The organism is Sorangium sp. So ce128 (genome assembly GCF_051525245.1).
GTDB classification, from domain to species: Bacteria; Myxococcota_A; Polyangia; order Polyangiales; family Polyangiaceae; genus Sorangium; species Sorangium cellulosum_B.
In genome coordinates, this window is sequence record NZ_CP150313.1 from 5477346 (window position 1) to 5489839 (window position 12494).

Genomic DNA, 12494 nt, shown 5'->3' on the forward strand with positions numbered 1-12494 from the left:
CATGGATGGCCGTGCGACCGTGGGCTCCACAGGCAAGTCGACGCCAGCGTGGCCTTCCTCAGACGCGCCCGGCTCGCGGACGTCCGGCGAAGATGGACTCGTCGGAGCGGCCGGACGCGAGTGATTCATACGTTCTCTCTCATGCGTGCCCGAGGAGCCTCCGGCTCCAAATGTTGGCCCGCGAGCCCTGCTCGCGCTCGTCCCGTTATCCTATGACCATAAGCCAGAGGTTGCCCGGCGCGCAAGGCGCGAGCAGCACTTCGTCGGCGCTGCGGCGGTAAGCTTTGTTTCTCCGCTTCCTCCGCTTCTTCTGCTTCCTCCGCTCCCTCGCTGCCTTTGCCTCTGCTGCCTCTACATCCCAGTTCTTTCTCTTTCGTTTCTGCAGTGTAGCCCTCGGACGCATCCTCTGCAGGCCACCTCGGCGCTCCGCTCAGATCTGGCGCACAACGCGCTCGCCAGAGGCGAGCGATCGCGCGGATGGCTCCTCGGCGCTGCAGTGTGCGCTGAAGCGAGAGCACGGGAGGTCCTCGAGCGATGGGAGCTCCGCATAGCCGCGGGGACCGGCGATCTCGTTGAAGCAGCGCCCGAGCCAGCCCGGAATGACGAGCGCATAGGTGCGCGCAAGCCGTCGAGGATCGTCCAGTGTGCGCAGCATCGCAAGGTAGGTCACTTCTCCATAGGTCGCCTTGAAGGCAGCCGCCTGCTCAGGGCGCGCCAACCAGCTCATGACGCCGGCGCGATCCGCCTCTGGGTGGAACTGGACCGCCTCGACGCCGGGCGCGACCTGCAACCCGAGGATCGCCCGCCCCTTGGAGATGCCGTCACGGCTCTCACGAGCGAGGAGCTGGCCGCCGAGGGAGCTCAGCTGGCGCTCGTCGAGGTTCACCGCCTCCCAGTTGCGGTGCTCGAACGCGAAGAGACGGTCCCCAAACGGCGCCAGCAGCGGGTGTTGCTGGCCGACGGGGGTCGTGTAGATCGGCATGACGCCGAACTTGCGATCGGCGCGGGGCACGACGTCGGCCAGCTTGTAGTGATGGACGACGAGCTCGAACGAGTAGCAGATCGCGAAGAGAGCACGCCGGTGCGCGCCCCCCTGGATCGCCGACTCGACCACGCCGTCCACGAAGCGCGCAAAATCCCGCGTCCAGGGCTCGCCCTCCCCATCGAAGGGAGAGCCGGGCCCCCCTGACGCGAGGTACAGATCGCAGTCCGTGGGGATGGGTGCGTTGGTGTCTCTGGGAGACACCTCGACGACCTCGCAGGATAGGCCCGGATTGCCCGCCTGAACGCGTTCGAAGAACCCCGCGGCGAGCCCGCGTAGACAGCGCATCGCCTGGTTCACGTGGCCATTGTTCATGTCCACGATGCACAACCGCAGCGGCCGGCCGTTCGCGACGGTAGCTTGCCGGCCGGGAGTAGGTGGAAGTGGATTCGAGCTCATCGGAAGGTGACAGTTCGCAGACGTAAACCCCCGCGTTTTTTACCCATACCACCCCTCTGACCTCGCGAAAAGAATGGTTTTCTCCGGTACACCCGTTACACCCGGTACGCCGGTTACGCCGGTTACGCCGGTTACGCCGGTTACGCCGGTTACGCCGACTGTTCCCGCTACTTCGGCTTCATCGGCTGATCCCTTTACGTTTACGTCGAGCACCTCCGTCACATCCGTCATGTCCGTCACATCCGTCACATCCGCTGCGCGTGTCATGCCCATCACACCAGTTATGTCCATTACAGCGGTTACATCCGCTTCAGTTACGTCCGCTACGTCCGCTACATCGATTACGCAGCGGACGATTCGCCACCTTCTGGAGGAGACCAAAACTCCTTCCTCGGACCCGCGTTCATGGGAATCCTGTGCGTGATGAACAAACGGAATGCTTCGACCCGTGATCCTCTGACCCGCCGCCATGTGCTGACCGGGCTCGGCGCTGCGCTCGGCGCCTCGGCCTTCGGATGCAGCACCCCAGAGGGCGCGATGTTGCTCGGCGACGCCCCGACGAGCGCGGGCAGCGCGGACGAGAGCGACGGAGCCGGCGGTGCGGGTGGCTCAGGAGGTGCGCTCGGCTCAGGACAGCCGGAAGGTGGGGAGGCCGGCGGCGCTCCGGATCGGTGCGCAGAGACGGGAGGTCTGAGCCCGGCGGAGCTGCTGGCGCCCATCAACACCATCGTCGTTCTCTGTATGGAGAACCGCTCCTTCGACCACTATCTCGGCTCGTTGCTGCTGAAAGAGGGCCGGCAGATCGACGGTCTGACAGGCACGGAGTCGAACCGAGCGCTCGATGGGACGCGGATCTCGCCCTTCCAGCTCGACAACTTCACGCCCGCCGACCCGCCGCACAGCTGGGACGCTGCCCACACGCAGTGGAATCAAGGGATGAACGATGGGTTCGTCATCGCGCACGCAGGGCCGGACCAGCGCGACGTCATGGGCTATCACGTGCGGGAGCATCTGCCGGTCCTCTACGCGCTCGCAGACGCGTCGACGATCTGCGAGCGCTGGTTCTCCTCGGTGCTCGGCCCGACCTGGCCAAACCGGTTCTACCTGCACGGCGCCACGTCGAGGGGCGTCTCGAGGAACGTGCCGGTCACCGGCTTCACGAGCGTGTTCGAGCTGCTGAGCGACGCAGGGATCTCGAGCAGGAACTACTTCCACGACGTCCCGTGGTGCTCGGGTGCGTACTTCAAATTCAAGGGCGTCTCCGGGATCGAGCGCTTCTTCGAGGACGCGGCCGCGGGGATCCTCCCCTCGTTCTCCGTCATCGATCCCCAGTTCTTCGGCGCCACCGCGAACGACGATCACCCGGACCACGACGTGCAGCTCGGGCAGGTGCTCATCGCCAGCATCTACAACGCGCTGGCGAAGAGCCCCCAGTGGGGCCAGTGCCTCCTCGTGATCACCTACGACGAGCACGGGGGCTTCTTCGACCACGTCGCGCCGCCGTCGACGACGGACGACGATCCCCTGTTCACCCAGCTCGGGTTCCGGGTGCCGTCGATCGTGGCGGGCCCGTTCGTCCGGAGGGGCTGCGCGGTGAGCACCTTGCTCGACCACGCGTCGGTGATCCGCACGCTGGAAGCGCGCTTCGATCTCCCCTCGCTGAACGCGCGCTCCGCCGGCACGAACGATCTCTCATGCTGCATCGATCCGGCGCTCCTCCGCGCTCCTCAGGCGCCGATCCTGCTGCCCGAGATGGACATCTCCCTGTCGCGGCTGCGCTCGCGCACCGAGTCCGGGATCTCTCAGCCGGAGCTGTGGGAGGCCGCGGAGCGTGGGCTCATCCCGCGGCACCTCGATCGCCGGGATGAGGGACCGGCCATCGCCCGGCGGGTGCTGGCGCACGCCGAGCGGCTCGGCACGGCGAGGCTCAGGGACTGAGGCGCCGGCCAGCCGGCGCCGAGGTCGCCCGGGGGCAGGAGGTCTGATAGAAGCGCCGCCGTGCCGCCCGATCTCAATCCGCCCGCCGCCAACCAGGCAGGGACCACGCCGGCGAGCGCAGCCCCGGGCGCGCCCCCGGCGACCAGCGCAAGCCCGCCGGCGGCCGGGCAGGAGAAGGCGACCAGCGCGGCGCGCTCGTCGGCGATGGTCACCGCTGGGATCATCCTCTCGCGGCTCGTCGGGCTGCTCCGCCAGCGGGTGACGGCGCACTTCTTCGGGACATCCGAGCTCGCCGACGTGCTCGCCGCGGCGTTCCGCGCGGGGAACATCACCCAGAACCTGCTTGGCGAGGGGACGCTCTCCGCGACCTTCATCCCCGTCTACGCGCGCCTCCGCGCGGCCGGCGACGCGCGACGCGCGGCGCACTTCGCGCTCTCCGCCCTCGGGATCCTGCTCGTCGCCGCCGCGGCCGCGTCGCTCGCCGGCGTGCTCGCGGCGCCGTGGCTGTCCTTCCTGGTCGCGGCGGGCTTCGACGACGACAAGCTCGCCAGCACGACCCGGATCGTCCGGATCATCTTCCCGATGACCGGCCTGCTCGTGCTGTCCGCGTGGGGGCTCGGCGTGCTCAACGCGCACCGGCGGTTCTTCCTCCCGTACGCCGCGCCCGTCGCGTGGAGCGCCGCCCAGATCGCGGGGCTGCTCGCGTGCGGCGCGTGGCTCGGCATGCGCGGGGAGCCGCTCGCCGAGGCGCTCGCGTGGAGCGCGCTCGCGGGCGCGGCGCTGCAGCTCTCGCTGTTGCTCCCATCGGCGCGCTCGCTGCTCGGCGGGCTCAGGCCGCGCCTCGACGCGCGCGACCCGAGCGTCCGAGAGGCCGGCAGCAAGCTGCCCGCCGCGCTGCTCGGCCGCGGGATCATCCAGGTGTCCGGGCTCGTCGACACGCTCCTCGTGAGCTTCCTCGGCGCTGGCGCGAACGCCGCCTTCAACTACGCGCAGACGGTCTACCTCCTGCCGATGAGCATCCTCGGTGTCGGCGAGGCCGCGGTCGCGTTGCCCGAGATGGCGCGCGACACGGCCGAAGCCGACGTCGCGCGGCGCAACGAGGCGCTGTCGCGCCGGCTCGGGGCGTCGCTCGCGCGGATCACGGTGTTGACCGTGCCGGCCGCGGCCGTGTTCATGGTGCTCGGGCGGGAGCTCATCACGCTGCTGCTGCAGACCGGGACGTTCGACCAGGCCTCGACGGCGAGGGTCGAGCCGCTCGTGTGCGCCTACGGGCTCGCGCTGCTCGGGAACGCCGCCGGGCGCGTGCTGATCACCGCGTCGTTCGCGCTGGGGGACACGAGGACCCCCGCCCGCTACGCGCTCTATCGCGTGGTCGTCAGCACCGCCGTCGCGCTCCTCCTGATGCAACGGCTCGACGTGCTCGGCGTGGTGCTCGGCGCCGTCATCGCGGGATGGGTCGAGGCGATCGCCCTCGGGTACCGCGTGCGGCGCGAGATCGGCGGGCTCGGGCTGGATCAGATACGGATCGGCCGCGTGGCCTTGCTCGCGGCGATATCGGTCGGCTGCGGCGCCGCGTTGAAGGCGGCGCTGCCCGAGGCGGTGGCCTCGGCGCCCTGGGGTGCCGCGCTCATCCTCGCTGCGTGCGGCGGCGCCTTCGCCGTCGCAGCGCCTGCGCTCGGGCTCTTCAGCCTGAAGTCCCTCCTGCGCCGGAGGTGATCACGGGCGGCGCCGCGCGCGCACGGCGCTCCGCGTGCGCACGGTGCCACGCGACGTAGCGCTCGACGAACGCGCGCTGCACGGGGCGCAGCGCGACGCGCGGACGCCGTCGCTCGATCAGGGCGAGCGCCTCGCCCACCTCGATGCCGCCGCGGGTGGCGAGGTAGCAGAGCGCGAGCGTGACGCTCCTGCCCACGCCGCTCGCGCAATGGACGTGGACACGGTGGCCAGCGACGATATGCCGCTCGAGGAACGCCACGCCGCGCGCGGCCTCCTCGAGCGTGGGAGCGCACATGTCCCAGCAGGGGATGCGCAGGTACTCGACCCCCGCCGCGCGCAGCGCGAGCACCGGATCGTACAGCTCGCGCGACACGTTGATCACGGCGCGGACGCCGAGGCGACGAAGCTCGACGACGTCGCCTGGAAGAAGGAACCCCCCGATCAGGAGGTTCGGGCTCACCCACGTGCGCCACGGGTGCCGCGGCCGGAGCGACGCGGAGGCGCGGCGCAACGCCAGGAATGCATAGAAAACGAGGGCATACGGCGCGAGCAGGAGGAACACCACCGCAGGGCGAAAGCGCACGCGCACCTCATGGCGTCGACGCTCGCTTCGCGCCAGCGGCCTGGCGGCACGCGCGCCGATGACGCACGCCCACGACACGCGCGCCGAGCGCACCGACGATGCGCAGGCGACGCCACGGAACTTGGCCCAGCGCGCGCGAACCGGGCATGCATCGGCAGATGCCGCTCGCTTCCTTGCCGACGGATCTCTCCCGCTCGGTCTCGCCTCCTCGCCTCCGGACGCCGCTGCCCTGCGCGCCACGGCGCCTCGACGGCGGCCCCCGCTCGCGACGCGTCGATGGGCGGCTCGCAAGCTTGCTCGTCGCGCTGACCATGTGCGGATGCAAGCCGGCAGGGGCGGCGGTGGAGCTGTCGAAGGAGGGGGCGAGCGACGATGCGCTCGAGGTCGCCGCGCTGCCAGCGGACGGCCCCAAGCTGGTCGCGCTTCGCGCAGGGACGCCCGTGCTCGCGCGTCCGCAGGCGGGCGCACGCAAGCTCGGCGAGCTCTATCCTGGCGCCGCCGTCGTGAGGTCCTCGGAGCCGTACGGACGCGCGGGGTGCAGCGGCGGTTGGTATGCGATCCGCCCTCGCGGGTTCGTCTGCGCAGGCGACGGCGCGACGCTGAACACCGACGTGCTCGCGCTCCTGCCGGCTCTGCCCGACACGTCGCGGCCCCTCCCCTACCGCTATGGCCGCGCGCGAACCCAGGGCGCTCCGATGTATTTCGGGGTGCCCAGCCGCGAGGAGCTGCAGCACGCCGAGCCGGATCTCGATCGCCATCTCGAGCGTGCGCAGCGCAGCGACGCGCAGCTCGGCGCGTCAGCCAACGACGTCCCGCTGGACGCGCGCGGCGTCTCCTCCGGGCCCCCGGTGCTGCTGCCGCGAGGCGACGGCATCGGCGAGGACGGGCGCAGGACCGAGGCCGGATACTTCCTCTTCCCCATCGCCGACGCGATCGCGCCGCTCCCGCCTGTCGCCGCGCTCGGCATCGACATCGGCGGAACGGGCGGCGCCCGCGTCGATCTGCGCGCCGCGCTGAAGACGGTGGCGCTGCGCAAAGGCAGCGGGGTCGCGATCACCCGCACGTTCACGGCGGGAGCGACCGACGGACGCAGGTTCGGCGTGACGCCGGAAGGACGGCTCGTCCCGACCGACCGGCTCCAGGCCGCGCTCGGATCACCGTGGCACGGCCTCGACGTCGAGAAGCTCGGGCTGCCTGTGGCGTTCGTCCATCGCCACGACGTTCACACGTGGTCGCTCAGCCGCGGCAAGGCGAACGCGAACGACGAGGAGCTCGAGCGCCACACGGGCGTGCCGCTCACGGGCAGGTTCAGGACGGTGGACGGCGTCCGCTTCGAGGAGGCGCGCGACGGCTTCTGGATGCGCGCGCAGGACCTTGTCGTCGTCGTGCGTCGCACCAAGCTCCCCGACTTCGCCAAAGGCACGCAGCGCTGGCTCGACGTCAGCGTGGTGAACCAGACCCTGACGGCCTACGAGGGGCAGAAGCCCATCTACGCCACGCTGATCTCGTCCGGACGCGACCAGCTGCGCGACCCTGAATCGACCGCGTCCACCGCGCGCGGCACCTTCCGCGTGCGGAGCAAGCACGTCACGCGCAACATCGATCCGCGCGAGGTCGCCGACAGCTTCGACGTCACCGACGCCCCGTGGGTGATGGACATCGCGCCGAGCCAGGCGATCACCGGCATGTACTGGGGCGCCGGGGTCGGCGAAGCGCAAGGCTTCCACGACATCGCGCTGACGCCCATCGATGCGCGGCGCATCTTCCTGTGGGCCGAACCGGAGCTCCCCGAAGGCTGGCACGCTGTGTACAGCAACGACGAGGAAGGAACCCTCGTTCACGTGAGGCCTTGATGTTCACGCAGCCACCGCTGGCCCTCCGAGGGAGGCCAGCGGCCGACTGTCACCATTGCTGGTGCCGAAGGAGGGAATCGAACCCCCGACCCGGCGCGTATGAAACGCCTGCTCTAGCCAGCTGAGCTACTTCGGCAAAAGTGAGGGCGGACTAGTACCGCCCCGTCTCCGCTCTGTCAAGCGAGGTCGTGCGCGTTGCGACGCGTGATCGTCGCGGTCATCTCCGACTTCTCGGTCATCACGGTCATCTAGGTCATCACAGTCATCCCCAAAGATCGCTCGGGATCACCGTTCGCGCTCTCGGTGCTTCGGCAGGACCGCGGGGTTCCTCGCCTCGAACGGCATCGACCACCGGAAGCTCTCGCCGAGCTCGGGCGGCACCGGGGGGTACGGCGAACCGCGCAGCACCGCGCGCCGGCAGTTCTCATCGAACTCGGGGATGCCGCTCGGCCGCGTCACCGACGCGCTCCCCACGGTCCCATCCGCGCGGATCACGAAGGTCACGATCACGGTCCCCTGAAGCCCCTCGCCTGCTGCCCACTTGGGAAACGCGTCGGCCCACAGCGGGTGCAGCTTGGCCATGACCTGCCTCATGTAATGGCTGCGCCTGCGATCGAGCGGATCGTTGTCGAGCAGCCGCCCGCGCCCTGAGCCGAGCGCGCTGGAACGCGCACCACGGCCCGCCACGCCACCCGCGCCGGTCGCGCCCGGTCCTGCCTGTCCGCCTGGCCCGAACCCACGCGCCCCTCCGGCCGAGCTGGCGTGAACGAGCGACTGGATCGCCGTCGCCACCTCCTGCTCGCTGTCCACCGTGTCGTTCGGGTGCCCCACGGCGTCGGCGGGGACGGATGGCGTGCCCACCGCGACCATCGGCCGCGCCAGCGGAACCGCCGCGCTCTCGCGGCGATCCTCGCCGGGCCGCCCGTCGCGAACGCCCAGCCCCGCGGACGCGCGCTCGCCTCCCTCGACGGCACCGCCTGTGGCGCGCGGGCTCGCCCCCAGGGAAAGCGTCGCGTCGCGCGCAGCGGACGCGTCGGTCGCGCCGTCGACGCCTGCAGGCTGGGCCGCAGCGCCGAGCTTACCGCCGCGACGCTGGGGCGCGCCTCCATCGCGCGCCCCGAGCGACGGATCGCGCTCGGCCGACGCGCGTCGCTCGACCCGACGGCCTACCCGCCCCCCCGCGAGGAACGTGAGATCCATGGGCTCCCGGCTGGCGCGCCAGTCCTCGCGCGATGCGCGCTGCGACGACGAGCGGATGCGCTGGATCTGGCTCCTGTCGAGGCGCGAACGGATCTCTGGAGACAGAAAGGTCGCGTCGTCCCTGTCGGCGAGGTTCAACGCAGGCAGCTCCGCCGCGTCGGTACCGCCACGCCCGCTCGTCCCCGTGTCCGGCCGCGGTGCGTCTTCCCCTCCGCCGCGCGAAAGTCGGACGGCCAGCTCGGACGCGGTCGCCGCCGCGTGGTCGAGCGTGCCGTCCGTGACGACAGGCAGCTCGATCTCGATCGGCGCGCTCATCGGGGCTGGCGACCCGACCGTCCGCGCGCGCGCTATGTCCCGTGCCGAGAACGAGCCAGCGACGACCAGCGCGCCTGCGCCCACCAGCCCTGCGTGGGCCGCGACGGAGAGCGCCCACGCGGAGGCGATCCGGCGACCGTCGCGAGACCTCTGCGCCATCGTGCTGTCACTATGCCTCGAAACGTGCCTGGGGCGAGCCCGCAGGCGCGGACCCGCGCGCGCTCGTCTCAGCCGGTGAGCGCGCCGTCCTGCGGAAGCCGCAGCCGCCTGCGGGTGTTCTCCGCCGTGCGCGCGGCAAGCGCCTCGAAGGGCTCGCCCCGGAGCTCCGCGACGAAGCGCGCCGTGTGCAGCACGTGCCCTGGCTCGCACCGTTTCCCCCGGAACGGCACCGGCGCGAGGTAAGGGCTGTCCGTCTCGACCAGGATCCGATCCGCCGGAGCCCAGGCGGCGACCTCCTGGATCGCGCGCGCAGTCTTGAAGGTCACGATGCCCGAGAACGAGAGGTCGAAATCGAGCGCGAGCGCCCGCTCGGCGAACGCGCGATCCTCGGAGAAGCAATGGATGATGCCGCCGACGTCGCTCGCCTGGGCGCGCTCCAGGATCGCGAGCGTGTCTTCTGGCGCCTCGCGCGTGTGGATGACAATGGGCTTCTCCACCCTCCGAGCGAGGGCGACGAGGTCGGCGAAGACGCGCTGCTGTGTGTCCTTCGGCGAGTGCATGTAGTGGTAGTCGAGGCCGATCTCGCCGACGGCCACGACCTCGGGCAGGCGCGCGAGGACCTCGAGCTCCGCGAGCATCCGGTCGTCCAAGGCAGAGGCATCGTGCGGATGGACGCCGACCGCGGCGTACACGTCGGCGCGCCGCGCCGCGAGATCCGCGGCGAAGCGCGCCGCGGAGAGATCCGCGTCGACGCCGACGACCACGAACGCGTCCACGCCGGCGGCCCGCGCGCGGTCCAGGACGGCGTCCGCTCCCTCGCGGAAATGACGCGGATCGACGTGGCAGTGCGAGTCGATGATCATGCTTCGCTTCAGGTGACGAGCTCAGCGAAGCGCGCGCGGAGCAGCGCGCTCGCGGCGTCGAGCGCGCAGCGGTCGCAGTAGCCCATCCCGCGCAGCCGCTCGAGCGCGCGCGTCGCGTTCCTGCGCTCTTCCTCGCGCAGCTCGCCCCAGCCCTTCTCGGACTTGCCGTCGCTCTGCGCGTCGCGGAGGAGCGCGACGAGATCGCGAACCAGGAGCGCCACGCCCTTGCGCCGCTCCGTGAACACCGCCTCCCGCAGCTTGCGGATCTGCTGCGGGAACACGACCGCGTTGACGATCTTCTGCCCAGGGTGGTCGATGGCCCACGCCGCGATGGCCGAGATCAGGCCGCGCCGGTGATCGTCGTGCTTCGTGCGGACCCCGAGGAGCGCCTCCACCTCGCGCATCATGCGCTCGTCAGGGTTCTCGAAGTCGCCGGTGTGCGGGTTCCTGATCTTCTCCCCCTTCACCCAGACGCCGACGTGGGAGACGTACCGATCGAACAGCTCGGCGTAGCGCGTCTCGTCGACGAGGCCGCTGGCCGTCCGCATCTCCTCCTCGGTCGTGTCGAGCAGGCGCGTACGCACGACCTCGCGGAAGAGCCGGTGATCGTGGTAGCCGCCCGCGAGCTGCTTCTCCTTGAGCCAGTCGTACTCCGCCTGCCGCTTGCAGAGCGCGTCGAGCTCCGAGAGCACGGCGAACGGGGAGAGGCACGCGTGGTCCTCGCTCTGCGCCGCGTCGAGCAGGAGCGTCCGCACCTCCCGCGGCGAGACGCCGAGGCGCCCCTCGAAGTCCACGGACGCGTCGCTCTCGTGGTAGATCGCCTCGATGCCCGCGCGCAGGACCTTCTGCGCCTCCGCGTCGAACCGCTCCGGCGCCGTGCCCGTCGCGAACAGCTCCATCTTCTCGACGGCCGTGAGGCTCGAGACGAGCGGCGCGAGCGCGTCGGGGTACCGCTTCGCCTCCGGCTGCCGCATGCGGGTGAGCACGGCGAACTGCGCGGCGACGCGCGTCGCGTGCGGGGCGACGTGGCGGGTCACGAACGGGACGATCTGCGTGTCGTAGATCGCCTGCTCGTCGGGGTAGCTCCGGAGGTAGGGCGCACGCAGGAGCTCGAAGCGCCCGCGGAAGCTCGGGAACTCCGGGTGCTCCCGGAAGGCGTTGAGGTGCACGTCGTTGGCGCTTCCGATCATCACGACGTTCGTCTGCACCGTCTGCTGCGGCAGGCTGACCTCCCCCGTCTCCAGCGTGAGCTGGAGGTACCGGAAAGCGTCGAGCGGTCGCTTGAGGAGATCGCTGAACTCGAGCACGCCCCCGGCGGCCTCGATCAGCTCACCGTGCGCCTCGAAGAGCGTCGTCGCCTGAAGCGAGGTCGGGAGCGAGGCGAGCGAGCGATCTGCCGTGATCTGCCGCTCGCCGGCGTCGACCGAGAGCTCCGGGCCGATCGTGACGGCGCCGACGCGGTAGTGGCGGGAGATGAAGTACCGCTCGACCTGGACGTGGCGCAACGTCTCGACGAGCGAGCCGCCGCTCGCCACGAGGAGCGCCTCGAAGACCTGCTGGTTCTTGTGGGACAGCTTGCCGCTCATCAGCCACTCGGGCGGCGGCTCCGTCGCGCCGGCGTCCTCGTAAAGCTTCAGGATGAGCGCCCGCCGCTCGCGCACCGGGAGCAGGAACAGCGGGTGATCCCTGAGCTCGATCACGAGCCGGGCGTCGATCTGATCGTCCTCGAGGTGGGCGTAGCTCGTGCCGTCCGCGGCGCTCGCCTTCACGTCGCCGCCGAAGCCGATCGAGCCGCGCATCGTCTTGCGGCTCGGGAACACCCAGTGGAAGCGGTACACGGCCCCCTCATCGAGGGTCGAGTAGTGCTCCAGGGCGCGCAGGATGCAGGCGGCGAGCGTGCTCTTCGCCGAGCCGTTCGGCCCGTGCATCAGGACGAGCCTGTTGGCCCTGCCCTCGCGCACGAAGTTGCAGAGCACCCGGTAGACCTCGGCCTGCAGCTCTTCGTGGCCGATCAGCGCGAAGTCCCGCCCGTGGTACGAAGCCGCGGCCGGCGCGCCCTGCTGCGCGGGCTCGGTTGCGGGCAGCTCCCACGGCAGATCGAAGAGCTGGAACCGGGTCAGCTCCCCCCAGGGCTTCTTGATCGTCCGCGTGCCGAAATGGTCGAACATGTCGCGGACGTAGCGAGCCGCGTCGCGTCCGAAGCGGACCGGATTGGAAGCGAAGAGCTCCAGGTACTGCTGGAAGGAGAGGACCCGCTGCTCTTCGTTGAACCGCCTGGCCATCGAGGAGGCGATGGCATCGAGCTCGGAGAGGGCCTTTCGAGCCCGCTCAGCCGCACTGCCTTGGACCGTCTGGCTGGGGCCGACCTCGCTGGGCTGGCCCCCCCGGTAACCGGAGGTGTCGTTGTTCACGTGAGGCTGAGTTTA

General features: G+C 70.6%; 8 protein-coding genes and 1 tRNA gene. 3 read left to right on the forward strand and 6 right to left on the reverse strand.

The annotated features are described in order from the left end of the window. Positions 1–430: 430 nt before the first annotated feature. The gene (locus tag WME82_RS20875; protein ID WP_437873142.1) at positions 431–1357 is read right to left on the reverse strand and encodes a hypothetical protein; all 927 of its coding nucleotides are present in this window, start codon (positions 1355–1357) and stop codon (positions 431–433) included. Between the two features lie 507 nt (positions 1358–1864). Here WME82_RS20875 and WME82_RS20880 point away from each other — a divergent pair. Together WME82_RS20880 and murJ are read left to right on the forward strand one after the other, a co-directional pair. Then, positions 1865–3379 carry an alkaline phosphatase family protein gene (locus tag WME82_RS20880; protein WP_438044241.1) on the forward strand — a complete coding sequence of 505 codons (1515 nt, stop codon included), beginning with the start codon at positions 1865–1867 and terminating at the stop codon, positions 3377–3379. Between the two features lie 60 nt (positions 3380–3439). Next, positions 3440–5095 carry a murein biosynthesis integral membrane protein MurJ gene (gene murJ / locus WME82_RS20885; RefSeq protein ID WP_438044242.1) on the forward strand — a complete coding sequence of 552 codons (1656 nt, stop codon included), beginning with the start codon at positions 3440–3442 and terminating at the stop codon, positions 5093–5095. Here the strand turns inward: murJ and WME82_RS20890 are convergent. Continuing rightward, positions 5064–5678, reverse strand: coding sequence for a protein-tyrosine phosphatase family protein (locus WME82_RS20890; protein ID WP_438044243.1), 615 nt, complete (start codon positions 5676–5678; stop codon positions 5064–5066). The genes murJ and WME82_RS20890 overlap by 32 nt on opposite strands. 158 nt (positions 5679–5836) lie before the next feature. On the opposite strand from WME82_RS20890, the gene WME82_RS20895 reads away from it, so the two are divergent. Next, complete coding sequence (locus WME82_RS20895; RefSeq protein ID WP_438044244.1) at positions 5837–7531, forward strand: L,D-transpeptidase; 1695 nt, start codon at positions 5837–5839, stop codon at positions 7529–7531. A gap of 59 nt (positions 7532–7590) precedes the next feature. Here WME82_RS20895 and WME82_RS20900 read toward each other — a convergent pair. From WME82_RS20900 to WME82_RS20915, 4 genes are all read right to left on the reverse strand, one after another. Then, positions 7591–7667: transfer RNA gene (locus WME82_RS20900), tRNA-Met, on the reverse strand. A 149-nt stretch (positions 7668–7816) separates the two neighbouring features. Further along, positions 7817–9205 (reverse strand): energy transducer TonB family protein, encoded by a 1389-nt coding sequence (locus WME82_RS20905; RefSeq protein ID WP_438044245.1) that lies wholly within the window; start codon positions 9203–9205, stop codon positions 7817–7819. Between the two features lie 68 nt (positions 9206–9273). Next, positions 9274–10068, reverse strand: a complete 795-nt coding sequence (locus WME82_RS20910) for a TatD family hydrolase (RefSeq protein WP_438044246.1) — start codon at positions 10066–10068, stop codon at positions 9274–9276. 8 nt (positions 10069–10076) lie between these two features. After that, a complete protein-coding gene (locus tag WME82_RS20915) occupies positions 10077–12479 on the reverse strand; it encodes a PrkA family serine protein kinase (RefSeq protein WP_437916897.1) in 2403 nt (800 codons plus the stop codon). Between the last annotated feature and the right edge of the window lie 15 nt (positions 12480–12494).